This is a genomic window from Micromonospora avicenniae (assembly GCF_900156065.1).
GTDB lineage: Bacteria > Actinomycetota > Actinomycetes > Mycobacteriales > Micromonosporaceae > Micromonospora > Micromonospora avicenniae.
In genome coordinates this window covers 228,158-252,302 of record NZ_FTNF01000010.1, presented here as the reverse complement: position 1 = coordinate 252,302, position 24,145 = coordinate 228,158, and the positions used below count along the sequence as shown (strand labels likewise).

The 24,145-nt window shown below is 72.1% G+C and carries 24 protein-coding genes and 1 tRNA gene; 12 read left to right on the top strand and 13 right to left on the bottom strand.

Annotated elements, in window-relative coordinates; all coding sequences use genetic code 11:
• Positions 1-125: 125 nt before the first annotated feature.
• The 3 genes from BXA10_RS17690 to BXA10_RS17680 form a co-directional block, all read right to left on the bottom strand.
• Complete coding sequence (locus BXA10_RS17690; RefSeq protein WP_076471477.1) at positions 126-716, bottom strand: SMI1/KNR4 family protein; 591 nt, start codon at positions 714-716, stop codon at positions 126-128.
• Between the two features lie 137 nt (positions 717-853).
• Positions 854-925: transfer RNA gene (locus tag BXA10_RS17685), tRNA-Val, on the bottom strand.
• A 50-nt stretch (positions 926-975) separates the two neighbouring features.
• Entirely contained in the window at positions 976-1,557 is a 582-nt protein-coding gene (locus BXA10_RS17680) for a TIGR02611 family protein (protein WP_076471476.1), read from the bottom strand.
• A gap of 272 nt (positions 1,558-1,829) precedes the next feature.
• Between BXA10_RS17680 and BXA10_RS17675 the strand changes: the two genes are divergently transcribed.
• Positions 1,830-2,261: an SsgA family sporulation/cell division regulator gene (locus BXA10_RS17675; protein WP_007457244.1), complete on the top strand. Its 432-nt coding sequence runs from the start codon at positions 1,830-1,832 to the stop codon at positions 2,259-2,261.
• A gap of 133 nt (positions 2,262-2,394) precedes the next feature.
• Here the strand turns inward: BXA10_RS17675 and BXA10_RS17670 are convergent, their stop codons facing one another.
• The gene (locus tag BXA10_RS17670) at positions 2,395-3,171 is read right to left on the bottom strand and encodes a glucose 1-dehydrogenase (RefSeq protein ID WP_076471500.1); all 777 of its coding nucleotides are present in this window, start codon (positions 3,169-3,171) and stop codon (positions 2,395-2,397) included.
• A gap of 238 nt (positions 3,172-3,409) precedes the next feature.
• Between BXA10_RS17670 and BXA10_RS17665 the strand changes: the two genes are divergently transcribed.
• Both BXA10_RS17665 and BXA10_RS17660 read left to right on the top strand, forming a co-directional pair.
• A complete protein-coding gene (locus tag BXA10_RS17665) occupies positions 3,410-4,339 on the top strand; it encodes an AraC family transcriptional regulator (protein ID WP_076471475.1) in 930 nt (309 codons plus the stop codon).
• A 93-nt stretch (positions 4,340-4,432) separates the two neighbouring features.
• Positions 4,433-4,612, top strand: coding sequence for a DUF4236 domain-containing protein (locus BXA10_RS17660; RefSeq protein ID WP_076471474.1), 180 nt, complete (start codon positions 4,433-4,435; stop codon positions 4,610-4,612).
• A 69-nt stretch (positions 4,613-4,681) separates the two neighbouring features.
• Here BXA10_RS17660 and BXA10_RS17655 read toward each other — a convergent pair whose 3' ends face one another.
• Together BXA10_RS17655 and BXA10_RS17650 are read right to left on the bottom strand one after the other, a co-directional pair.
• On the bottom strand, positions 4,682-5,569 hold the full coding sequence (locus BXA10_RS17655) for a hypothetical protein (protein WP_076471473.1): 888 nt from the start codon (positions 5,567-5,569) through the stop codon (positions 4,682-4,684).
• A gap of 25 nt (positions 5,570-5,594) precedes the next feature.
• The gene (locus BXA10_RS17650) at positions 5,595-6,113 is read right to left on the bottom strand and encodes a VOC family protein (RefSeq protein ID WP_076471472.1); all 519 of its coding nucleotides are present in this window, start codon (positions 6,111-6,113) and stop codon (positions 5,595-5,597) included.
• 49 nt (positions 6,114-6,162) lie between these two features.
• On the opposite strand from BXA10_RS17650, the gene BXA10_RS17645 reads away from it, so the two are divergent.
• Positions 6,163-6,624, top strand: coding sequence for a MarR family winged helix-turn-helix transcriptional regulator (locus tag BXA10_RS17645; protein ID WP_076471499.1), 462 nt, complete (start codon positions 6,163-6,165; stop codon positions 6,622-6,624).
• 57 nt (positions 6,625-6,681) lie between these two features.
• Positions 6,682-8,205 (top strand): tetratricopeptide repeat protein, encoded by a 1,524-nt coding sequence (locus BXA10_RS17640; protein WP_076471471.1) that lies wholly within the window; start codon positions 6,682-6,684, stop codon positions 8,203-8,205.
• 89 nt (positions 8,206-8,294) lie between these two features.
• On the opposite strand, the gene BXA10_RS32195 is transcribed toward BXA10_RS17640, so the two are convergent.
• From BXA10_RS32195 to BXA10_RS17615, 4 genes are all read right to left on the bottom strand, one after another.
• The gene (locus tag BXA10_RS32195) at positions 8,295-9,758 is read right to left on the bottom strand and encodes a sensor histidine kinase (protein WP_245828298.1); all 1,464 of its coding nucleotides are present in this window, start codon (positions 9,756-9,758) and stop codon (positions 8,295-8,297) included.
• A 50-nt stretch (positions 9,759-9,808) separates the two neighbouring features.
• Positions 9,809-10,465 (bottom strand): response regulator transcription factor, encoded by a 657-nt coding sequence (locus BXA10_RS17625; RefSeq protein ID WP_076471470.1) that lies wholly within the window; start codon positions 10,463-10,465, stop codon positions 9,809-9,811.
• A 77-nt stretch (positions 10,466-10,542) separates the two neighbouring features.
• Positions 10,543-11,625 (bottom strand): questin oxidase family protein, encoded by a 1,083-nt coding sequence (locus BXA10_RS17620; RefSeq protein ID WP_076471469.1) that lies wholly within the window; start codon positions 11,623-11,625, stop codon positions 10,543-10,545.
• A gap of 14 nt (positions 11,626-11,639) precedes the next feature.
• Positions 11,640-12,221, bottom strand: coding sequence for a dihydrofolate reductase family protein (locus tag BXA10_RS17615; protein ID WP_076471468.1), 582 nt, complete (start codon positions 12,219-12,221; stop codon positions 11,640-11,642).
• Between the two features lie 101 nt (positions 12,222-12,322).
• Between BXA10_RS17615 and BXA10_RS17610 the strand changes: the two genes are divergently transcribed.
• The 3 genes from BXA10_RS17610 (at position 12,323) to BXA10_RS17600 (ending at position 17,155) form a co-directional block, all read left to right on the top strand.
• Positions 12,323-13,348: an ArsR/SmtB family transcription factor gene (locus BXA10_RS17610; protein ID WP_076471467.1), complete on the top strand. Its 1,026-nt coding sequence runs from the start codon at positions 12,323-12,325 to the stop codon at positions 13,346-13,348.
• A gap of 168 nt (positions 13,349-13,516) precedes the next feature.
• Positions 13,517-14,629 carry a LolA family protein gene (locus BXA10_RS17605; protein ID WP_076471466.1) on the top strand — a complete coding sequence of 371 codons (1,113 nt, stop codon included), beginning with the start codon at positions 13,517-13,519 and terminating at the stop codon, positions 14,627-14,629.
• A 225-nt stretch (positions 14,630-14,854) separates the two neighbouring features.
• Complete coding sequence (locus BXA10_RS17600; RefSeq protein ID WP_076471465.1) at positions 14,855-17,155, top strand: HelD family protein; 2,301 nt, start codon at positions 14,855-14,857, stop codon at positions 17,153-17,155.
• A 71-nt stretch (positions 17,156-17,226) separates the two neighbouring features.
• On the opposite strand, the gene BXA10_RS17595 is transcribed toward BXA10_RS17600, so the two are convergent.
• Positions 17,227-17,649 carry a hypothetical protein gene (locus BXA10_RS17595; protein ID WP_076471464.1) on the bottom strand — a complete coding sequence of 141 codons (423 nt, stop codon included), beginning with the start codon at positions 17,647-17,649 and terminating at the stop codon, positions 17,227-17,229.
• 254 nt (positions 17,650-17,903) lie between these two features.
• On the opposite strand from BXA10_RS17595, the gene BXA10_RS32190 reads away from it, so the two are divergent.
• Together BXA10_RS32190 and BXA10_RS17575 are read left to right on the top strand one after the other, a co-directional pair.
• Entirely contained in the window at positions 17,904-19,946 is a 2,043-nt protein-coding gene (locus BXA10_RS32190; RefSeq protein WP_084752900.1) for a glycerophosphodiester phosphodiesterase family protein, read from the top strand.
• Positions 19,947-20,156: 210 nt separating this feature from the next.
• A complete protein-coding gene (locus tag BXA10_RS17575) occupies positions 20,157-20,555 on the top strand; it encodes a hypothetical protein (protein ID WP_076471463.1) in 399 nt (132 codons plus the stop codon).
• A gap of 61 nt (positions 20,556-20,616) precedes the next feature.
• On the opposite strand, the gene BXA10_RS17570 is transcribed toward BXA10_RS17575, so the two are convergent.
• Positions 20,617-21,591 (bottom strand): sporulation protein, encoded by a 975-nt coding sequence (locus BXA10_RS17570; protein ID WP_076471462.1) that lies wholly within the window; start codon positions 21,589-21,591, stop codon positions 20,617-20,619.
• A gap of 274 nt (positions 21,592-21,865) precedes the next feature.
• Between BXA10_RS17570 and BXA10_RS17565 the strand changes: the two genes are divergently transcribed.
• Together BXA10_RS17565 and BXA10_RS17560 are read left to right on the top strand one after the other, a co-directional pair.
• A complete protein-coding gene (locus BXA10_RS17565) occupies positions 21,866-22,363 on the top strand; it encodes a SigE family RNA polymerase sigma factor (RefSeq protein ID WP_076471461.1) in 498 nt (165 codons plus the stop codon).
• Between the two features lie 8 nt (positions 22,364-22,371).
• Entirely contained in the window at positions 22,372-23,247 is an 876-nt protein-coding gene (locus BXA10_RS17560) for a hypothetical protein (RefSeq protein ID WP_076471460.1), read from the top strand.
• Positions 23,248-23,334: 87 nt separating this feature from the next.
• Here the strand turns inward: BXA10_RS17560 and BXA10_RS17555 are convergent, their stop codons facing one another.
• Complete coding sequence (locus BXA10_RS17555) at positions 23,335-24,111, bottom strand: DeoR/GlpR family DNA-binding transcription regulator (RefSeq protein ID WP_076471459.1); 777 nt, start codon at positions 24,109-24,111, stop codon at positions 23,335-23,337.
• Positions 24,112-24,145 lie beyond the last annotated feature (34 nt).

Genomic DNA, 24,145 nt, shown 5'->3' with positions numbered 1-24,145 from the left:
CACCCGCTACGCCAAACGCGCATCCCTCTACCGGGCCAGCCTCGTCCTCATCGCCGCAATCATCTGGCTTCCATGATCGACAGGACACGCCCTAGGCAGCGATGGTCTCCACAGGGATACGCCGTCTAGCTCTCCCGGTTCGGGTTGGTGAGAGCATTCCACTCCTCGGCATTGGGGATCGTCTGCCAGCGAGGCAGGTAGAAGGCCCGTCGCGCTGGCTCGGCCACCGTGAACGGCTTGAACTCGGGGTCCGCGATCATCCGGTAGATGAATTCCGTCGTCGACATATCGAACCTATGCCACGGATCGCCGCCGTACTTCTGGGCAACCACAGGCCACCGGTCGGGCTCCACCGAATGATCCGCCAGCCAGTAGTACTGCCCCTCGACCTGGTCGTCACCCCACTGGATCAGCCCCGATCCCTTGTCCGGCCCATAGATCCCGTACGGGGCGTACACACTCGCGAAGGACTCGCTCCGACAGAAGGACCACGCCGCAAGCAGTTGCCGCGACTCGTGCTCGCCGGTTGGCCGCAGCAGATCCAGGTACGCGTAGAACGACCCCGGCACGAACCGTCGACACAGTTCCTTGAAGTCCGTCGGCAGCCCGACGCCCAGCTCCGCTTCCACGTGCTCCCAGTCGGCATCGTCCTCGGACGCCTGGCGCCATCCGGTCACGTCGATGATCCGGTCGATCCACGTCAGCTGATCATTCACGGCCGGCAAAGTAACAACACAGGCGGACATCTCCTCGCCTGGTCGTCACCCGCCTGCTGACCCACTCCTGCACTTCGCTGCTGTACGGGCAGCAAAAAAGGCCATCCCCGATGACCGGGAATGGCCTTTTACCTGCGTGGGCGATACTGGGATCGAACCAGTGACCTCTTCGGTGTGAACGAAGCGCTCTCCCGCTGAGCTAATCGCCCTCAGCGCGGATGACTTTACCTGATCGCCCACCCCGACCGCGAATCCGGGGTCAGTGCGTCGCGAGGTAGTGCATCAGGCGGGCGATCACGTCGATGCCGAGGCTGTACTTCAGCGACAGCCAGAGCACCACCGCGACGAAGATCAGGCCGACCGAGCCGAGCACGATCCGTACGCCGAGGGATTGTCGCGTCACCCACTGTGTCCAGCCCTGCACGTGGCGGCGGGTGAAACCGAGCAGCCTTCGGGCCCAGTGGTACTCGACGGCCCAGATTCCGAGGCCCGCGATCACCAGCAGCCAGCCGGGTCCGGGCAGCGGGATGAGAGCGACACCGACGGTGACCACGAGCGCACCCGCGATCGTGATGAAGATCTTGAGGGTGATCCGGCCGGTCGGGTTGGCGCGGATGAGTTCGAGGGTGGTGGAGGCACGTGTCCGCCAGCGTGGCCGCCGGTTCGCGAGGGCTACACCCCCCGCGTCGGCTTCCGACCACCTTCCGCCGGAGTCCGGCCGACCGGTCTGGTCGTGCTGATCCATCGGCACCGCGTACCCCCGCTTTTTGGCTGTTCGGACCGCGACTTTCGGTGGGCAAGGCGCCGCGATCGGATCCACTGAGGATCGGTTCGTGACCATTTCACCCCCTAGTGTCGCCCGGGACCGTCACCCCTTCCGACGACTGGACGTTACCGGAGTAAGTCGACGACTGAGCCACCCGATCCCGAGCGGGACGCGCACTGGGCAGAACCGGAAATCCTACATGAATTTTCACATTCAGGAGGCCTTTCCGAACCCCTTCCCACCACTGGGTGAAGTCAGCGTATGGCGGAGCGTAGCCAGGAGTAGCACCTGAGTATGGGAAAAGCGGGACACGCGCGTTCCGCAGCGGTGCCGGGGGGAGAACGTCCATGAGTGTCATCCGACCGACGACCGTAGAGGTCGAGACGTCGCTAAGGCTCGTCGCGCCTGACGCCACCGCCTTGCCGGTGCGTGCCAGCTTGCGTTACGACCCTGCTGACCCGTATGCGGTCCATGTCCTGTTCCATGCCGAGTCGGCCGGAGGCGAGGCGGTGAGCTGGTCCTTCGCCCGCGAACTGCTCGTCACCGGGCTCGACGAGCCGGCCGGCATCGGGGACGTCCGGGTATGGCCGTGGGCCACCCCGCGCGGCGACTTCGTCGCGCTCGCGCTGTCGTCACCCGACGGCAACGCTCTCTTCGAGGTGCCGCGGAGCGTCCTGGTGCGCTTCCTGCGGCGGACGTACGTCGTCGTCCCGCGCGGCCGCGAGGCCGAGCACCTGGACGTCGACACGGCGGTGAACCGGCTGCTCGCCGGCCGCTGAGTACCCGCACACCGGGCAACACCGGCCATTCGGCCACAGGAGCCGCGCGGATCTGCCGAGTCCGCGCGGCTCCGGCATGCCCAGGCACAGGCCCTGTCCTGCCGATCGCCCACCCCCGGGGCCGGCCCGGCGTTCAGCCGTGGGTGGTGATGCCCCCGTCGACCGGAATGACCGCTCCCGTGAGGTACGCCCCGGCGCGCGACGAGAGGTAGATGGCCGTACCGGCCATGTCCTCCGGCCGCCCGATCCGCCCCAGTGGCACCTGCTGCTCGATGGTCGCCCGGGACGCCGGGTCGTCCAGCGCGAACGCCATCATCTTGCTCTCGAACGGGCCGGGCGCGATCGCGTTGACGGTGATCCGCTCGCCGGCGAGCTGGTGGGCGAGGCTGCGGGTGAGCATGTGCACGGCAGCCTTGGTCGCCGAGTACGCGTACACCTCCATCCACGGCACCCGGATGCCGTCGATGGAGCCGATGTTGATCACGCGGGCGGGGTCGTCGTCGCCGGCCGCGGCGCGCAGGGCCGGCAGCAGCGCGGTGGTGAGCCGGAACACGGCCTTGACGTTCACCGCCCAGAGCTTGTCGAACGCGCTCTCCGGGTACGCCTCCAGCGGGGCGCCCCAGGTCGCTCCCGCGTTGTTGATCAGGACGTCGAGCCGGTCGTACCGCTCCCGGATAGCGGCGGCGAGCCCTTCGGCGCCGGCGTCGCTGGACAGGTCCGCGGGAATCGCCTCGCAGCGTCCCTCCGCGGAGAGCTTCTCGGCCACGGCGGCGCAGACGTCCGCCTTCCGCGACGAAATGATCACGTGCGCGCCGGCCTGGACGAAGCCCTGGGCGATCATCAGGCCGATGCCTCGGGAGCCGCCGGTGACCAGGACCGTCTTGCCTTCGACCGAGAACAGATCCGTCATGCCCATCCCATCGCGAGTCGCCGGGTCGCCGCCGGCCGTCCAGCGGGCGGCGGCGGGTCGAGTGACGGGGCGGCGGCTGTCGTCGCCGACCGGCACTACCGCCGGGTAACGTAGCCCGGCCCGGCGGAGCGGGACAAGACCGTGCCGCCGCGGTCCGTTGGTGGGCCGTACCACGTCGGAGATCCGCAGCGCGGCAGAGAGATGCGACGACCTGTGCGGCGGGCTAACGTCGGGTGCGATGGTCTTCTCTGGTCAGTACCCCCCGGCAACGGTCAGCACGGCTCTCCCCTCCGCCGCCGCCGAGATCGACACTCTCGGACTGGCCGGCCTGGCCGGCGATCCCGGCTGGCGCCGGCCGGTGCTGGTCGACCGAGACCTGCTGGTGCTGACCACGAGCGGGCACGGTGACGCCGAACTGGACTTCGAGCCGATCCGCTGCCGCCCCGGCACCCTGCTGCGGGTGCACGCCGGGCAGGTGCTGCGCTGCCCCTGTCCACAGTTGGACGCCACCGTGGTGCGCTGGAACGCCAACGCCCTGCGGGGCCTCGATGTGGATCCGGACGCCGTACCGACCTGGCGGCAGCTCGCCGGCGAGGACGAGGACGCGGTGATCAACGAGGTGAGCCAGCTCGCCGTGGACTGCGCCCGGCACCGGACGGTGCCCGCCGCGCGGGGGCTGCTGCGCCATCAGCTCGCCGTGCTGCTGCTCCGGCTCACGCTGGCCGGCGGTGGCCCGTCGACGTCCCGCCCCGAGGAAGCCACCTTCCACCGGCTCTGCCGGGAGGTCGAACGCGGCTACCGGCACACCCGCCGGGTCGAGGACTACGCCGCGCGGCTGGGCTGCTCGGTGCGTACGCTCACCCGGGCCTGCCTGGCGGTGACCGGGCGCAGCGCCAAGCAGGTGATCGACGAGCGGGTGGCCTTGCAGGCCAGCCGGTTGCTCGCGGCAACCGACGAACCGATCGCCCGGATCGGCCGGGGGCTCGGCTTCAGCGAGCCGACCAACTTCGGGCGGTTCTTCACCCGCGAGACGGGAACGAGCCCCGGTGCGTTCCGGGCCGCCCGCGAGCAGCCGCTGCCCGGCCAGGTCGTCCGGCCCCGCACGCTCGTCGAGCCGAGCCTCGATCGTCCACTCAACGCTCTCCCCGACGCCCGGCGACCGCGCTGACTCCACCGTGGACCGCGCGGGCGTTTCCCGATCCGCCGTTGCGGGCATCTTCGATCCCGACACGACAGGCATGGCGGGGAAGGGAGCCCGGCGATGGGTGTGATGTTCCGCAAGCGGCAGAAGATCGGGCCGCTGATCCTCAACTTCACCGAGAACGGCTTCTCCTCGTGGAGCGTCAAGATCGGCCGGTGGTCCTGGAACTCCCGTGCGCGGGCGCACCGGGTCGACCTGCCCGGCCCGTTGTCCTGGAAGCAGGACAAGTCCCGGCGCTGATCTCCAGAGGACGTGCGGGGTGCCGGTGGCGACACCGGCACCCCGTTCGTCGTCGGGTGTCAGTGCTGTTCAGGCTGCTCCCGCCGAGGGGATGATGACCACGTCGCCGCCGAGCCGGCCCTCGGCCGGGTCACGGGTGACCACGCCCGCCGCGAGCAGGTCGGTGAGGGCCCGCAGCGCGTCCGACGAGCGGTAGACGGTCGCGGTCAGCGCGTGGCGGCGAAGCTCGGTGACCGTACGGGGGCCGGTTCGGGCCAGCTCGGCGAGGAGTTCCCGGCCCAGCGGGTCGAGCTCCGGGTCGGGGCCGGCGTCGGGCAGGCGCCCGGCCGGGTCGCGCAGCCGCACGTCGCCGGCCGCCCAGAGCGACTCCTTGAACGCCTCCAGGCTCCGGTCCGATCCGGTGCCGAACGTGATCGACGCCGTGTCGCCGGCGGCGGGCAGCAGATCCACCTCGGTCACCAGCGGGAAGCCCGCCGCGTCCAGTTCGGCGCCGGCGCCGCGGCCGGCCCGGAGCAGGATCTCGGCGGGCCGGCCGCCGGCTGCCGCTCGCAACACCGCGGCGTCGGGGACACCGGACGCGCCGGCGGCGTCCACGAAGGAGAAGAGCGGGGCACCGACCGCCCCGCCCGCCTTCAGCGCGACCGGCAGCCGGCTCGGGTCACCCGGCACCACGTGCACGGCGACGTCGGCGGGCAGCCCGGCTTCGATCGGGCCGAGCCGGGCCGGCAGGTCGGTCGAGGCGTCGGCGAGCACCAGCACGGTGAGCCTGAGCCCGCGCAGCCGGTCGGCCTGCCCGGCGACGAGCCGCAGCGCGGCCTCGGCGGAGTCGACGTCGCGGTGCGCGTACGCCAGGGCCATGGTGGCCCGCCGGGAACGGTGCAGGGCCGTCGGCAGCCAGGTCTCCAGCTGGCGGACGAGCAGCTCGCGGAGGGCGGCGGCGGTCGAGTCGGTCGGCATCCTGCCGTTCTACCGCACCCGGCGGTCAGGCCGGCACGGAGATGCCCACCCCACCGCGGGTCTGGCCGCCGTAGCGCTGCCGCTCGCGGTCGAGGTCGAGGCGGCCGATCCGCTTACTCGCGGCGCGGGTGGCGTCGTCGAGCAGGTCGGCCGGAACGAGCCAGACGATCTCGAACTCCAGCCCGTCCGGGTCATGCCCGTAGAGGCTCTTGGTGGTGCCGTGGTCGGAGGTGCCGACCAGGCCGTTCGCCGCGGCGAGCCGCTCGGCGGTGGCGGCGAGCTCGTCGAGGGTGTCGACCTCCCAGGCGAGGTGGTAGAGCCCGACGGTGCCGCGCCCGGCGGTCGACCGGCCGGCACCGGCGCCGATCTCGAACAGGCCGAGGTCGTGGTCGTTGGTCGAGTCGGGCGCTTGGAGGAAGGCGCCGCGGAAGCCGGCCGGGGCCTTGTCGACCGGCCGGAAGCCCAGCACCTCGCGGTAGAAGGCAACGCTGCGGTCGAGGTCGCTGACGTAGAGGACGGCGTGGTTGAGCCGGTGAATTCCCATGCCCCCACGCTAGCTCGATTTAGTTGAACGTTCAACTACCGACGTTATGATGGTGGTCATGACGCGGTGGTTGAACCCGGACGAGCAGCACACCTGGCGGGCGTTCCTGACCGCCTCCCGTGGCGTGATGGACGCCCTCGACCGCGAGCTGCAACGGGACGCGGGCATGCCGCACGCGTACTACGAGATCCTGGTCCGCCTCTCCGAGGCACCGGAGCGCCGGATGCGGATGAGCGAGCTGGCCGAGATCACCGGCTCGTCGCGCAGCCGGCTCTCGCACGCCGTCGCCCGCCTGGAGGCCGCCGGCTGGGTACGCCGGGAGGACTGCCCCACCGACCGGCGCGGCCAGGTCGCGCACCTCACCGAGGCCGGCTTCCAGACGCTCGCGGCGGCCGCGCCCGGCCACGTCGAGGGCGTACGCCGGCACCTGTTCGACGTCCTGTCCCCCGCCGAGGTCGACCAGCTACGCCGGATCAGCGAGACGCTCGCCGCCCACCTGACCGGATCCTGACGCATCCACACCGGCGCGGGTCTTGTACTTACCGTTGTCGGATGAGCACGATGGGGCGTGCCCTCCGGCTTCGGCAAACTGACTGACCAGGCGCACCATCTGGTGTCCACCGGCGACCTGGCCGGCGCTCAACGGCTGCTCTCCGACGCGCTGAGCGACGCCGACCCGCGCCCGGCGAACGCCACCACCGAACTGGCCGAGGCGGCGAGCCTCCAGGCGCGGGTGCTGGTCGCCCTCGGCGAGCCGCACTCCGCCCGGGGCTGGGCCGCCTTCGCGTACGCCGCCCACACCCGGCTGCACGGCCACTCCGACCCGCGTACGGTGGCCGCCGCCGCGACCCTGGCCGCGGTGCTGCACAGGGTGGGCAGCCACTCGCGAGCCGCCCGGCTCTACCAGGAAGTGATCATCGAGCTGACCGCGCAGGACGGGCCGGAGTCGCTGCGGGTGCTCGCCGCGCACGCCGACCTGGCCACCGTCGAGTACGCCCGCGGGCAGTGCCGGATCGCCCGGGACCGCCTGCAGGACGCCTGGGAGCTGCACCGTGAGGTCTACGGCGACGGGCACCCCAGCGGTATCAAGATGCTGGCGCGGCTCGGCGCGATGCAGCGCGACTGCGGGCAGTTCGCCGAGGCACACGACAACCTGGCCCTGGCCCGGGAGCTCTGCCGGCAGCACCTCGCCGGCGACGACCCGCTCGCCGGCCAGGTCGCCACGCTGGCCCGGGCCGCCGCCAACCCCGATCACGTCTGTCCGGACTCCCCGTCGGCCGCGGCGCCGGTCGTGCCTGCCGCCCGCACCCCGTCCTACGGGGACATGCCCGGGTACCCGCCGTCGGAGCCGGAGGGGCGGACCGTGCCGGTGCCGCGCCAGCCGGTGGACGACCCGGCGGGGACGGGGCAGGCGGGGGCGGAGCAGGCCTGGCGGCCGCCGGAACACCCCGACCAGCAGACCCCGGACGCGGCCGCGCCGCCGGCCGGGAGCGCCGTACCACCGGCGGTGATGGCGCTCGGCGGCGGGCAGCAGGAGGCCGACGGTGTGCACCGGGTACGGCGCGACGTCGAGCCGTACGAGCAGTCGAGGCTGCTGCCCGTGCCGGTACCCCGCACGCCCTCCGCCTCGGGGCGGCGACTGGTACCGCTCGTGATCGCCGGGGTGGCCGTGGTGCTGCTCGGCGCCGCGGCGGTGATCGCCGGGGTGTCCCGGGTCGGCGGCGGTGACCCGCCACCCGATTCACCCCCCGGCTCGGCCGGCACCACCCCGACGAGCACGGCCGCGACCCGGTCCGCCGCGGCGAGCCCGACGCCCCGCATCGGCGCCCCTCCCGCCGGGGTGAACCTGCGCGACAACCGGGACAACGTCGCGCTGCGCTGGACCTACCCGGCCGGCGGCGAGGGGCCGGTGGTCATCTCGGGCGGACGGGCCGGCCAGCCCAAGAGCGCCCTCACCGATCTGCCCGCCGGCACGAGCGACTTCGTCGTCTACGGGCTGAGCCCGAGCAACGACTACTGCTTCACGGTGGCCGTCGTCTGGTCCACCGACACCGTCGCCACGGCAGACGAGGTCTGCACCCACCGCCGCTGACCTCACCCCCGCCCCACCCCCGCCCAAGATCCGCGCACTTTCACGGAAAGAGTGGCTGTTCCGCGGCGAATAGCCACTCTTTCCGTGAATCAGTTGCTGCGGTCGTCGGTGGGTAGGGGTGGGAGGCGGAGCAGTACCCGCAGTCCGGGCTCGGCGTCGGCGAGGCTGATCGTGCCACCGGCCCGGCGCACCAGCTCGCGGACGATCGACAGCCCGAGGCCGGCCCCACCGGCGTCGCGGGCCCGCGCGTCGTCCAGCCGGGTGAACCGGTCGAAGACCCGATCGCGGTCCGCGGCGGGAATGCCGGGTCCGTCGTCGGTCACCGTCACCAGGTGGTACGCGCCGTCCGGTACGGCGGCCAGCACCACCCGGGTACGCGCGTGCCGGACGGCGTTGTCCACCAGGTTGGTCAGCACCCGACGCAACTCGTCCGGGTGCCCGACGATCCACAGCGGCTCGTCCGGCGGCGACACGTGGACCGGCGGTGACGGATAGCGGGCGGCGACCGCGGTGAGCAACTCGCCCAACTCGACCGGGCCGACGCCGCTCGACCCGGCCCCGCCGCTCGACCCGGCCCCGCCGCTCGACCCGGCCCCGCCGCTCGACCCGGCCCCGCCGCTCGACCGGGCCCCGCCGCTGACGCTGCTGCCCGCCCCGGTCCCGCTGCCGTCCCCGTCCTGACCGGTGCCGGACTCGTCGAGCCGGGCCAGCAGCAACAGGTCGTTCACCAGCCGGCCCAGCCGTTCGGTGTCGGCGAGCAGGTTCTCGGTCACCGCCGCCCAGTCCGTACGGTCGCCCAGGCGGCGGGCCACCTCCAGTTCCGTACGGATGTTGGTGACCGGGCTCCGCAGCTCGTGGGCCGCGTCGGCGAGGAACGCCCGCTGCCGTCGCCGGGCCGAATCCAGCCGATCCAGCATCCCGTTGAGGGTGAGGGCCAGCCGGTGCACCTCGTCGTGCGAGGCGGGCACCGGAAGACGGTCGGGCCCGGCTCGTCCGGTGATCTCCTCGGCGCCGCGGCGCAGCGCCTCCACCGGCCGCAGGGCGGCGCCGACCACCCGCCAGGCGACCGCGGCGAGCACCGCCACGAGCAACGGGAAGCTGATCAGGAGGATGCTCCCGACCACCCGCGTGCTGTGCCGGACGTCTGTCATCGACTTCGCGACCAGGACGGTGAGCGGATCGGTGGCCGTGCCGGCGGGCACCGTCACGACCCGGACCGGGCCGGCCAGTCCGGCCCGCTCCCCCCACACCGACAGTCGCTGCCGGCGGTGCGGTTCGAGCCGCTCCGGGCGGACCATCGGCACCAGGCGGTCGGCGTCGATCGACGCGGCCCGTACCCGCCCCTGGCTGTCGATCACCTGGACCCGGACCTGACCGCCGGCCACCGGCAGCGGATCGGGCAACGCGTCCTCGGCGGCGAGCAGGGCAACCGCGTCCGCGGTGCGGAACGCCTCGCTGTCCACGCTGCGCTGCAGCACGTAACCCAGGACACCAAGCAGCACCAGCCCGCCGAGCGCCAGCCCGACCGAGAGACCGAACACGCCGATCGCCATCAGCCGGCCGCGCAGCCCGAGCGCGGGCAGCCGCGGACGTGGCAGCGCGCTCACGTGGCGAGCCGGTAGCCGGCGCCGCGGACCGTCTCCAGTCGCTCCCGGCCGATCTTGCGGCGCAGGTACCCGACGTAGACCTCGACGGCGTTGGGTGCGGTCTCCACGCTCGCGTCCCAGACGTGGTCCAACAGTTCGGTCTTGGACACCACCTCGCCGGGGCGGCGCATCAGGTAGTCGAGCAGCGCGAACTCGCGGGCGGTCAGCGCCACCTCCGTGCCGGCCCGGGTCACCCGCCGCCCTGCGGGGTCGAGCCTGAGGTCGCCCACGGTCAGCACGGCCGGGCGTTCGGGCGCGCCGCGGCGCAGCAGCGCGCGCAGCCGAGCCAGCAGCACCACGTACGAGAAGGGCTTGGTGAGATAGTCGTCGGCCCCGCAGTCCAGCCCGTCGGCCTGGTCGTACTCACCGTCCTTGGCCGAGAGCATGAGCACCGGGAGCCAGTGCTCCTCGGCGCGCAGCCGGCGGACCACCTCGTAGCCCGAACAACCCGGCAACATGACATCCAGGATCATCGCGTCGTAGCCGCCGCCCCGCGCCGCGTCCAATCCGGCCGGGCCGGTCGGCGCCACGTCCACCGCGAAGCCCTCAGCCTGCAACCCTCGTTGCAGCGAGGCCGCCAGCCGCGCCTCGTCCTCCACCACCAGCAGCCGCACGGGTCAAGGGTGCCACCGCGCCGCACTCCGGCCTCCTCGCCCCCGCCGCCGGGCGAGGAGGCCGGTGCTGTCCCGCGTCAGGGCCGGTCGATCAGCCGGCCGGCGTGCAGGGTCGCGGTGAGCAGCTCGGGATCGCCGGTGCGGTCGTACGACTCGACGGCCGTGTCGGCGAACTTCAGGACGTGCTCGTCGCCGTGCTCGGCCGCCTGCTGGAGCGCGTCCGCCCGGGTCGGCTGCGGATAGCGCCGGACGATCTCCGCGTACGGTGCCGGCCGGGCCGGGGCGTACGTGGCGACGACCGCGACCACGGCCGCCCAGGCCGCCGTCAGGCTCGGCAGCCACTGTTCGGTCGGCAGGACCGGGAGCACGTGCCGCACGGCGTTGGGTGCGGTGGCCGCGTGCACCAGCAGGACCGGTGAACCGTGACCGAACCCGAGGTAGGCCTGGGCGGCCAGGTCGACGAGCGATTCCAGCCGCGCCGGGACCTGCTCGGCTGACGTGGCGGGTTGCAGCGCGCGCAGGCTCGCCGTCCAGCCCGGGCTGCGCTCGAGCCGGTCGAGCCGGTGAGCGATGAAGCCGCTCTGGTCCTCGAGCCGGGTGACGGCCCGCAGGGCCTCACGCGGTGTGAGGGTGCCCGCGGGCGCTACCGTCCCGGAGAGCTCGCGGTAGCGCGCCGCCCAGAACGCCAGCCCGTGGGCCAGCTCGTCGAGGGTCTGCCGGGCCGGTGGGCGATCCGTGCCGCGCAGCGTACGCACCGCGTGCCCGACCCGGATGACGCCGTGGGTCGAGCCGGCCACGATCCCCGGCAGCAGCCGCGGCCACCACTCGGCGAGCACCTCCGACCACTGGCGTTCGGTCAGCTCGTGCCGGAAGAACGCGGTCCAGTCGGGCAGCCGTCGTGCCTGGCCCAACGCCGCGTTCCACTCGCCGGGCCGGATGGCCTCGCTCGTGCCGGGCAGCTCCGCCAGGCGGCGGACGTAGCGACCGAGCCAGACCTCGACGTCGATGTCGAGCCCCCGCCGGACCATGACCTCGATCGCCATCGGGCCGTGGTTGGTCAGCCCGTGGTTGCCCTCCTCGTCGCCACCGAACTCCGGCCCGTACGCGTGCAGCCGTTCGTAGGCCGCGGGCAGGGCATCTGTCGTCGATCCGCTGGTCATGGCGGCGGGGATCCTCAGCGGACGACGTCGTAGACGAGCTTGGTGATGCCGTTGGCGTACGTCTCGGACTCGAGCAGCTTCAACATCTGCTTGTCCTTGTCGGTCTCGCTGAACATCCGCTTGCCGGCGCCGAGCAGCAGCGGGTAGACCAGCAGGTGGTAGCGGTCGATCAGGCCGGCGTCGGAGAGCTCGCGGGCGAGGGTGGCGCTGCCGTGGATGAAGATCGGGCCGCCGTCGGTCTCCTTGACCTTCGCGACGTCGTCGAGGCTGCGCAGGATCGTGATGTCGCCCCAGTTGTCGACCAGAGCGTCCTCGCCGAGGGACGTGGACACGACGTACTTCGGCAGTTGCTTGAGGTCGGCGAACTCCGCCATGTCCGGCCACACCGGCGAGAACACCTCGTAGCTCTTCCGGCCGAACATCAGCGCGGTGGCCTCCTGGGTCTCCCGGCCCTTGAGTTCGTACGCCTCAGGCACGACCTTGATGTCCTTGAAGGTCCAGCCGGCGCTGCGGTGGTTCTCGGTCGGGCTGCCACCGCCGGGCGAGTCGACGACGCCGTCGAGCGAGACGAAGGCGGTGTAGATCAGCGTGCGCATTCTCAATGTCCTATCCGTTGTCCGAATGGTGACCTCAGTCTGTAGTGGTCTCCCACGCCCGGCCACGATTAGGCTCAGACCTAATCGGGAGGGGTGGCTGAGTGATCCACCTGCACTTCACGGCGGCCGACCTGGCCCGGGTACGCTTCGCCGCCTCGCCCCTCACGGAGACCGTCGCCAGCCTCCGTGCGCTGGCCGCCGGGAGTCGGGGACGGCACCTGCACCGTCCCTGGATCGACCGGTTCGCCGAGCGCGCGAGCAGGCTGCGCAAGCGCGACCTGGACCTGCTGCGGGCGCTGGTGCGCCCGGCGGGCTACATCCCCGACTTCCTGGTGCCGCCGCCGGGTCGCCGGTCCCCGAGCTTCGCGGACGCCCTCGCGCAGGTCGCCGACGCCGACCCGGAGGCGGTGGCCAAGGAGTTGGCGCACCTGGCCGCACACCGGGTCGCCCAGCAGGGCCCCGGCTGCGAACGGCGGCAGGCACTGCTCCAGGCGCTGGTGGACCGGCCCGACGCGGGCATCGGCCCGATCAGCGAGGCGATCGAGGCGTACCACCGGGTCGCCATCGCCCCACACTGGCCGCGGATCGACGCGCTGCTCAACGACGACATCGCGTACCGGCTCGATGCGCTGGCCGACGGTGGCGTCGACCGGATGATGAACAATCTGCATCCGTCGGTCACCTACGCCGACCAGACACTGACGATCGCCAAGTACTACGAGGGCCACGCCGACTGCGGCGGACGCGGCCTGCTCCTCGTGCCCTGCGCCTTCGCCTGGCCGGATGTCCTGGTGCGGACCGCGCAGCCGGAGTCACCCAGCGTCTCCTACTCCCCGCGCGGTCTCGGCCGGCTCTGGGGAGAGCACTCGGAGCAGCCCGACTCGGCGCTCGCCGGCGTGCTCGGGCAGACCCGGGCCGCCCTGCTGGCCCAGCTCGACCTGCCGATGTCGACCAGCCAGGCCGCCACCCAGATGGCGCTCTCCGCGCCGACGCTCAGCGTGCACCTTCAGGCGCTGCGCGCCGCCGGACTGCTCAGCTCGCGTCGAGCGGGCCGCCAGGTGCTCTACTCACGGACCGCACTCGGCGACCAGCTGCTCAGCGAGGCAGGCCGACGGTCCGGCGCCTGAGCTGCGCGCGGACGCCCGATCACCGTGCCGGGGCCGACACCGCGTCCACCCTGACTGCCGTCCGGTGGTGACGTGCAGCACAACCGGGCGACAGGCGGAGCCCGATCCGCCGCTCTCAGCGCCGTCACAGCGTGCACCGGGCAGTATGTCTTCAGGAGGTGTCACATCATGTCCGTCCTGAAGAGCCGTCCCGTTCTGCGCTGGCTGGTCCCGGTGGCCGCCGCCGTCACCGTGATCGGTGGTGGCGCCGCGGTCGGCACGTTCGCCGCCGAGGCCGAGCCGAGCCTGCCGCCCCGCACGGCCGCGCAGCTCCTGGTAGACCTGCAGACCTCCCAGCTGGAAGGGCTCTCGGGCACCGTCGTGCAACGGGCCGACCTGGGCCTGCCGCCGATCGCGGGCCTCGCCGCCGGCAGCAACGACCTGGCCGCGCTGGCCAGCGGTACGCACACCCTGCGGGTCTGGCACTCCGGGCCGGACCGGCAGCGGATCGCGCTGCTGGACACGCTCGGCGAGCGGGACCTGATCCGCAACGGCCAGGACCTGTGGACCTGGGACAGCCGCGGCAACACCGCGACCCACCGCACGCTGGGCAGCGAGGTCGCCGGGAGGCGCGGGACCGGCGGCGACGCCGCGCCGGAGCTGCCGGCCACGCCTGCGCAGGCCGCCGACCAGGCGCTCGCCGCCATCGAGCCGAGCACCGTGGTCAGCGTCGGACGCGCCGCCACGGTCGCCGGCCGGGAGGCGTACGAACTGGTGCTGGAGCCGCGCGACGAGGCCTCGCTGGTCCACCAGGTGCGGATCGCCATCGACGCCGACGAGCACGTCCCGCTGCGGTTCGAGATCTTCGCCACCGGCAGCGACCAGCCGGCGTTCGAGGTCGCGTTCACCGAGATCGATTTCCGGCGCCCGGACGCCGACCAGTTCACCTTCAACCCGCCGCCCGGCGTGACGGTGCAGGAGGAGAAGGCCGACCGGAGGGACCGCCCGGCGCCCAGGCCCGCGCTGCCGGAGCACCCGCGGGTGCGTACGGTCGGGACCGGCTGGACCACGGTGCTGGTGGCGCAGGTCGGCGAGGTCGGCGCGAAGGGCGCCGCCGGGACCGGGAGCCCGGCCGGCGGTGAGATCGCCGGCGTGCTCGGCTCGTTGCCGGAGGTCAGCGGCGCCTGGGGCAGCGGACGGCTGTTCACCGCGAAGCTGTTCAACGTACTGCTCACCGACGACGGCCGGGTGCTGGCCGGGGCGGTGACCCCGGAGCGGCTCTACGAGGCGGCCCGCGGCTGACCCCGGCCACCCGCCCGACTCGACAGGGGCGACATCGAGAGACGACGGCGCCGCCGGTACACCACCGGCGGCGCCGTCGCGCGTACCGGACCGGTGGCGACGTCCACCGGTGGCGTTCGTTTGGCCGAGACGGCGGCGGCACGCTATCTTTAAGAATTCAGGCACAAAAAAAGAACGGCTGAAAATTGCCGTTCCCGCGTCAATTATAGTTTTTAGGGAGACGGCTTGTCAAGGCACTCCGGCGGTACCGGCGAATTGCCGCTCGACGACGAGATCGGCCGCGAGCAGGAGTACGTCTCCGTGCTCTACCAACGCCTCGACCAGCTTCGTGAGCAGGCCGCCAGCCGGCTCACCGACGAGCTACGGACGACCGGCGGCACCCTCCAGGCCCGCTCCCAGCGCGACAGTTCCGTACGCATGTACGCCGAACAGGTCGAGCAGCTCTCCGCAGTCGAGAACGGGCTCTGTTTCGGCCGGCTCGACGGCGAGGACGGTTCGCGCCGCTACATCGGCCGGATCGGCATCTTCGACACCAGCGGCGACTACGACCCGCTGCTGATGGACTGGCGAGCCCCGGCGGCCCGCCCGTTCTACCTCGCCACGGCCGCCAACCCGCAGGGCGTACGGCGCCGACGGCACCTGCGTACGCGGCAGCGCAAGGTGACCGGCCTCAACGACGAGGTGCTGGACATCAACACCGCCTCCCCCACGGCCCACGAGGAGCTGACCGGTGAGGCGTCACTGCTGGCGGCCCTGAACGCCGGGCGTAGTGGCCGGATGCGGGACATCGTCGAGACGATCCAGGTCGAGCAGGACAAGATCATCCGCGCTGATCTTCCCGGCGTGCTCGTGGTCCAGGGCGGCCCGGGCACCGGCAAGACCGCTGTCGCGCTGCACCGGGCGGCGTACCTGCTCTACACGCACCGGCGCGAGCTCTCCACCCGGGGCGTACTGCTGCTCGGCCCGAACCCCACGTTCCTGCGCTACATCTCCCACGTGCTCCCGGCGCTGGCCGAGACCGGTGTGCTGCTGCGTACCCAGGCTGATCTCTTCCCCGGCGTACAGGCACGCCGCGCCGAGCCCGCCGAGACCGCGGCGCTCAAGGGCGGGGCGGTGATGGTCGAGGTGCTGGCGGCCGCGGTGCGGGACCGGCAGCGGGTGCCGGACGAACCGATGGAGATCGAGGTCGAGCGGGAAGCGCTCACCCTGGACCCCGAGACGGTACGCGCCGCCCGGGATCGCGCCCGCCGCACCGGCCGACCGCACAACCTGGCCCGGGCGATCTTCGACGTCGAGATCGTCCACGCTCTCGCCGAGCAGGTGGCCGAGCGCATCGGGGCCGATCCGCTGGGCGGCGAGAACCTGCTCGACGAGGCCGACCGTGCCGAGATCCGCCGTGAGCTGCGTGAGGAGCCGGAGATTCGGGCGGCGTTGGACGAGCTGTGGCCGGTGCTCAGCCCGCAGCGACTCCTCGCCGACCTGTACGCTGACCCGGACCGGATCGCCACCGCGGCCCCGATGCTCACCGCGGACGAGCGGGCGCTGCTGCACCGGGAGCCGGGCGGCTGGACGCCGGCCGACGTGCCGCTGCTCGACGAGGCCGCCGAACTGCTCGGCGAGGACGAGCGCGAGGCCGCGGCTCTCCGCGAGCGCATCCGCTCGCTCCAACGGGAGTACGCCGAAGGCGTACTGGAGATCGCCCGGGGCTCACGCTCGATCGACGTGGAGGACGAGGCCGACGGCGGTGAGATCCTCGGTGTGACAGACCTGATCGACGCCGAGCGGCTGCTGGAACGGCAGGAGGAGACGGACCGGCTGACCACCGCGCAGCGAGCGGCGGCCGACCGGAAGTGGGCCTTCGGACACGTCATCGTGGACGAGGCGCAGGAACTGTCGCCGATGGCCTGGCGCCTGCTGATGCGCCGCTGCCCGAGCCGGTCGATGACCATCGTGGGCGACGTGGCGCAGACGGGCGCGCTCACCGGCACCCGCTCCTGGCGGGAGGCGTTGGCGCCGTACGTGGCCGACCGGTGGCGGCTGACCGAGCTGACCGTCAGCTACCGCACCCCGGCCGAGATCATGGCGGTCGCCGCCGACCTGCTCACCGAGATCGACCCGACGCTGACCCCGCCGCGCTCCGTACGCGCCAGCGGCGTACCGCCGTGGGACCGCACGGTCGCCGCCGACCGGCTGACCGCTGAGCTGGTCGACGCGGCGGCCCGGGAGGCGGCCGGACTGGGCGACGGCCGCCTCGGCGTGATCGTGCCGGCCGGCCTGGTCGACGAGCTGGGGGCGACGCTCACCGCGGCACTGCCGGAGGCCGCCATCGGCGACAACCCCGAGCTGGAGAGCCGGGTGGTCGTCCTCACCGTGGCGCAGGCGAAGGGGCTCGAGTTCGACTCGGTGCTGGTGATCGACCCGGACCTGATCGTGGCGGAGTCGCCGCGCGGCCGCAGCGATCTCTACGTCGCCCTCACCCGCGCCACCCAACGCCTCGGCGTCCTCCGCCCGGCCACGACGGCCTGACGGAGGACACCCACCGGTTGATCATGAGGTTGACGTGGACTTCCATCTCCGGCAGCCCGCCAACCTCATGATCACCGGGACGGGTCCGTCTCGGTGGTGAAGTTACCCACCTGGCTGGCGCTGCTGGACTGGTCACTTGTGGAGCCGCCGGCCGGGGTGCTCATGCCACCGGTGGTGGCGTCCCCGGTGGTGGTCGGCGCCACCTTGCCGCGGTGTTGCTCCGGCTGCCGCGCCACCCGCCGTACGCTGGCCGGGCCGGCGGTGCCGCCGGTCGTGGTGACCGCTCCCTGCCCGCCGACAGGGCCGCCGTCGCGGAGCACGGTCGGGTCGATCCGCTCGTGTGCCGGGTCGTCCGGATCGACATCCTGAATCGCCCGCTGCACGTCCGTGCGCGGCACCGTCACCTCGTCGACGGCACCCTTGCCGTAGATCCCGCCGGCGATGCGTTCCTCGGCCCGCCGGGCCGCCTCCTGCCGCATGTCGTCCTCACGCACGTCAAACCACCTCGCAGAAACGTCGGTCTCGCTGCGTGCCCGCCGCCGGGGACGTCAAACACCACGCCCGGGCCGGGGATCCCCCGTCGAACAACGACGGACGGCCCGCGAATCACCCACTCATCGACGAGGTGGACATACACCGTCCCCACCGGTTAACCCGCGCGTTTCCCGCTGTGCGCCTCCACGCCGCCCCCACTGCCCATGCTGACCCCCGACCGGCGGGAGGGGCCTGCCGGAGGAGGAGTGACAGCGTGCGCACAGTACGACGTATCGCGGTCGCGGCCCTTGCGGCGGCGACCGTGACATCCGGGCTCGCGGCGCCCGCCGGGGCGAAGCCGCGTCCGGACCGGACGTTCGACCTGCAGGCGCACCGCGGCGGCCTCGGGCTGCGGGTGGAGAACACGCTCGCCTCGTTCGGCAACGCCCTCCAGCTCGGGGTCGGCACCCTCGAACTGGACGTGCAGATCACCGAGGACGGGCAGGCCGTGGTGACCCACGACCGGAAGATCAGCGACGCGAAGTGCGTCGACACGACGCCGGTGACGCCGGGTGATCCGGAGTACCCGTACGTCGGGAAGTACGTCAACACGCTCACCCTGGCCCAGGTACGCACCCTCGACTGCGGCTCGAAGACGCTTGCGGACAAGCCGGGTCAGCTCGCCGTGCCGGGCGCGCGGATGCCGCTGCTGCGCGAGGTCTTCGACCTGGTCAAGCGGTACGACGCCGACGACGTGAAGCTCAACGTGGAGACCAAGGTGGAGGCCGGCGCGCCGACCGAGACCGCGCCTCGCGAACAGTTCGTGCAGGTCACCGCGGCCGAGATCCGCCGCGCCGGCCTGCTCGAGCAGGTGACGATCCAGAGCTTCGACTGGGGCGCGCTGATGCGGATGCGCCAGGTCGAACCGCGGCTGCCGCTGGTGGCCCTCACCAACTACGACTTCCTCCAGACCGGCCAGCCGGGTGCGTCGCCGTGGCTGGGTGGCCTCGACATCGACGACTTCGGCGGCGACCCGATCAAGGCCATCCGCAGCTTCGGCGCGGCCGCGTTCTCGCCCGTGCACGGCTTCCCGCAGAACGGCATGGTCACCGACCCCGGCTACCAGCCGTACGTCACCAAGGAGCTGGTGGCGCGGGCCCACCGCTACGGCATCAAGGTGATCCCGTGGACGGTGGACGACGTGCCGACCATGGCGAAGCTCATCGACGACGGAGTGGACGGCCTCATCACCGACTACCCGGACCGGCTGCGCGGCCTGCTCGCGCAGCGCGGCTACCGGCTGCCGAAGGCGTACGCCTCGCCCTTCGACATCCAGGCGCACCGCGGCGGCCGGGCCGAACTACCGGAGAACACCCTGCCCGCGTTCAGCAACGCGCTGGGGAACAAGGCCATCTCGACACTGGAACTCGACACGGGTGTCACCGCCGACGGCGCGCTCGTCGTGCTGCACGATCGCGCCATCAATGGCTCGCACTGCGTCGACACCGCCCCGGCCCGCCCGGGTGACCCGCAGTTCCCGTACGTCGGCAAGCTGGTGCACGAGCTGACCCTCGCGCAGATCAGAACGATCGACTGCGGCACCAGGACGCTGCCCGAGCTACCCGAGCAGGTGCCCGCCCCGGGCGCCCGGATCCCCACGCTCGACGAGGTCTTCGCGCTGGTGAAGAGCAGCGGCCGGACCGACATCCGGATGAACATCGAAACCAAGATCAGCCCGCTGGTCGACGACACCGAGCCGTACCGCAGTTTCACCCGCAAGCTGGTGACGGCGATCGAGCGGGTCGGCTTCACCGACCGCGTCACGATCCAGTCCTTCGACTGGCGAACCATCACCTACGCCCGCCAGCTGAACAAGCGCATCGAGACCGTCGCACTGGTCTGGCAGTACGGCCCGGCCGAGTGCGCCAGCCTCGCCGACGAGTGCTCGTTGCAGGCGGTCTACGGCGACCGGTCCGTGCAGAGCCCGTGGACGGCCGGGCTGGACTGGTGGAAGTACCAGGACCTCGGGAAGCTGACCCGGGCCGCCGGCGCCGGCACCGTGTCGGCCAACTGGCAGGTGCACGACCCGGCGCAGGGCACCGTCGCCGCGGCCGACTGGTACCTGCGCGAGAACCCGGCGTACTTCCACGGACCGGATGTGCGGACCCTGCAGAGCCGGTACGGGCTGAAGGTGGTCCCCTACACAGTCGACGACGCGGCGGTCATGCAGCGCGTGATCGAACTCGGTGTGGACGGCATCATCACCGACGACCCCGCCCTGCTGGTCGGCGTCGCGATCCGCAACGGCCTGCGCTGACGTACCACGCCGGTGGCGGCGCCCGGGCGGGCGCCACCGGCGTGGTACGTCGGTTACCGCCGATTTCCGGCCCCGCACCGGGTGTTACCTCCCCCTGAGCCTCGGGTAGTCGGTGAGCGTCCCCGCCACGAGACCCGAAACCGTGCCGTGGCCGAAACGCGGTAGCGGGGCGGAGGAGCGCACGACTCATCGCATCCTGAGGAGGACAAGATGAGCACCCAGGCTGCATCCACCAGGCCGATGAACCGACCGGCCGCCGACGTCCAGAACCGTCAGGCCATGCAGGACCGTCAGGCCATGCAGGAGACGCCGACCCGTCCGATGCCGGTGATCAGTGACGGGCATCGGGAGCAGATGCCGCAGACCGGCACCGAGACCAAGCAGGCGTTTCTCACGACGGAATTCTGGATCTACGCCGTAGTGATGGCGGGCGTGGTGATCGCCGCGTTCTGGGGCGGTTCGGACACCAACGGGTTGAACCTCAACAACCCGGTTCAGTCGTGGTGGATCATCGCCGCACTGACCGCCGGTTACCTGGTGAGCCGAGGTCTCTCGAAGGCCGGGTCGCCGAAGCGGTCGCTCAGCGAGCGGCGTACCGGCCGACGCTGACGCCTCGTACGGACGGCGGCCTCCGGGAACTCCCGGAGGCCGCCATCGTACGCGAACCCAGCTACTCGTCGAAGCCGAGGTCCTCACCGAGGTCGCCCTCGAAGGCGTCCTCGATCAGCTCCCCGGCGACCAGGCCGCCGGCGACGCCGAGCGCACCGGCGGCGAGCATCCCGCCCACCCCCGGGCCACGCCCGTGTCCGTGGTGCCCCTGGTGGCCGCCGTACGCCGGGGTGTGCCCGAAGCCGCCGGCGTGCATGCTGCCGTAGCGCGAGGTCGTCTCGCGTAGCCAGCCGTCGACGACCTGCGTCCAGTCGAGCCGGTCGGCGTCGGCGTGCGCGACCTGGTAGCGGCCGTAGCTGTCGTGGCCGGAGCTGAGGAAGCCGCCCCGCTTGTCGCACTCCAGCACCACGTCGACGCCGTACTGGTTGGTCACGAAGGTCAGCTCGACCTCACGGACCGTTTGCGCGTACTGCGGTGCCGCGAAGAACTCGATCTCCTGGTAGAACGGCAGCGTCTGCTGCACGCCGTAGATCTGACCCCGTTCAAGGTCGGCGTTCTTGAACTGGAAGCCGAGGCGCTGGAACGCGTCGAGGATCCGCTCGTGCACCGGCAGCGGGTGCACCGCCACCTGGTCCAGGTCGCTCTTGTCCACCGCGCGGGCCACCGCCAGCTCGGTACGCAGACCCATCGTCATGCCACGCAGCCGCTGGCCGTAGACGTCGGTGATCGGCGTCTCCCACGGCACCGGCAGCTGGAACGGGATGGCCAGCTGCTGCTTCGGGGCCAGCTCCAGCGGGCCGCTGACCACCATGCGGTGGAACTCCACAGTGCCCGCGTACTCGGTGTCGTGCCCCTCGATCTCGACCCGGGTGACCAGCCCGAGCACCACCTGCTCGATCTTCGCCGGCGTGTCGCCGCCGAGCAGGTTGACCTGCCCGTCGAGGCTCAGACCGGGGCGGGTGTTCGGGTTGGTCAGCACCGTGTCGACGCTGGGGCCGCCCACACCGAACGCGCTCATCATCTTCTTGAAGACCATCGGAACTCCCGTGCGACCGCGGAGGGCTCCACCGTGGAGCCGGACGTTGCTCGATCGCACCCTATCCAGCAGCCCTGTGAGGTCCCTGTGAAGCGCGCCGGTACGGGTGACGACAGACGGGTCGGCCGGTGGGTGGGCATCGGCCGCGAGTCACGGCCGGCGGCCGCCGCTCGTTGGTCCTGACGCACGGGTCCCGGCGAAGTTGCGCTCCCGGTGCAACCCGCCGAGGCAGACTCCGCGTGACTAACTCGAATCGTGGGGACGGAGGTTTCTCATGGCTGATCGCGACGCCGCGTTCGCGGAGTACTTCGCGGCGCGGTCGGACGCGATGCGTGCCACCGCCTACCTGCTCTGTGGCGACTGGCACCGGGCGGAGGACCTGGTGCAGACGGCGTTCACGAAGCTCTACCTGGTCTGGAACCGGGTTGCGCGGCACGAGGTGCTGGACTCCTACGTGCGCCAGATCCTGGTCCGCACGTTCCTCGACGAGCGACGGCGCGGCTGGTGGCGGCGAGAGCAGGTGGGCGGCGCGGACACCGATCGGCCGACGCCGCCGCACTCGCCGGAGAACCGGTTGGTGATGCTCCAGGCGTTGGCCGCCGTGCCGCCGCGCCAACGCGCCGTACTGGTTCTCCGGTACTGGGAGGACCTGTCGGTCGAGGAGTCCGCCGCGCTGCTGGGCTGCTCACCCGGGACGGTGAAGAGCCAGGCCGCCCGAGGCCTCGACACGCTCCGCGACCTCCTCCCCGTCAGCCACAACGAGATCCAGTAGGAGGCCCGATGAACGGGGACGAGCTGCGTGCGGCGCTACGCGGCGAGATGGCGGCCAGCCACCCACCACCACCACTGAGTACCGCCGGCATGCTCGGCGTCGCCCGGCGGGCCCGCGCACGCCGCCGTACCGTCTGGGCCTGCGCCGGATCCGCCGCGGCGGTGTTGGCCCTCGCCGGCGTCGCCACCGCGAACACCCCGGGCGGCAACTACTCCGGCCCTGCGGGCCCAGCGCCGGCCACGCCACCGACGAAGCCGGCCGACCCCGCGTCGGCCGTGCCGCGCACGTCGAAGGATTCCGCGACGCCGTGGCCGACCGGACCGGACGGCCACCCGCAGGAAGACCGGACCGCGCAGGCCGGTTCGAGGTACGACCAGGGTGTCCGGCTGCTCGGTGAGATCGTCTCCGTCGTACCCACCGGTTACACCGCACCCGAGGATGCGCCGGGCCGGCCGGCGGACGCGATGCCGGTACGAAGCCACCAGGCGCAGTTCGAGGAGCGGGTGGACGGTGTCGACGTCTGGAGTTACATGTCGTCGGCGGCCCTCGCCCAGGGCGATCGGACCGGCTGGCTGCTCGTCGAGACCCACACCGCGGGCAATCAGCTGCCGAGCGAGCCGTGCGCGCTCGCCCGCGGGTTCTGGGGCATGCAGGGCGAGTGCCAGCTGGTGACCGTCGGAACGGCGCAGGTGGGTGTGGTGGCCCGGCCTAACGTGGACGACCGGTTCGACCAGTGGGCGGCCTACCGGCATCCGGACGGCGTGGTGGTCTTCGTCGCCCGGGGGCGGACGCTCGACGCGAACGAGCCGGGGCTCGTCACGCTGCCGTTCTCCGTTCGGCAACTGGCGGGCCTCGCCGTCGACGAACGGTTCCACCTGGAGTGAGGGGTCGGGCCGTCGGCTGTCCGCGCTCGACGGCACGGCAGCCGACGGTCGGTGCGGCCGGCGGAACGTCCGCTCGTCGTGCCGGTGCTACGTCGGCTCGACGAGGATCAGCTCACCGACCTGCTCACCGATGAGCGTCCGCCCCTCGGAGGGCAGCCCGGCGTCGGTGATCAGGATGTCGGCGGACTCCAGCGGCGCGATGGTGGCGATCCCGATCGTCTCCCACTTGGTGTGGTCGGCGAGCACCACCAGCCGGCGGGCCGAGCCGACGAGGCACCGGTTGACGCCCGCCTCGAGCAGGTTCGGCGTGGTGAAGCCGGTGCGCTGGCTCATCCCGTGCACGCCGAGGAAGAGCAGGTCGACGTTGAGCGAGCCGATCGCCGACTCGGCCACCGGGCCGGTGAGCGCGTCCGAGGGCGTACGGATACCACCGGTCAGCACGACCGTCTGGTCGGCCCGGGGATCCTGGTACAGCGCGTCGGCCACCGGGATCGAGTTGGTCACCACGGTGAGGCCGCGTACCTCGGAGAGCAGCCGGGCCAGCGCGGCGGTGGTCGTACCGGCGGAGAGCGCGACGGCCATGCCGGGCTCCACGAGCGAGGCGGCCCGCCGGGCGATGGCCCGTTTCTCGGCCTGCTGACGGATCGACTTCGCCGCGAACCCCGGCTCTTCGGCGGAGCCCGGGCCGGCCAGCGTCGCGCCGCCGTGCACCTTGTCCACCAGGCCGCGTTCGGCCAGCACCTCCAGGTCCCGCCGGATGGTCATGTCCGACACGCCGAACCGGCTCACCAGGTGGCTGACCCGGACGCCGCCGTGCTGCCGGATCAAATCGAGGATGGCACTCTGCCGTTGCTGGGCGAGCATCCGTTCGACCTCCTTCGACCCGTCGTTGCCGGCG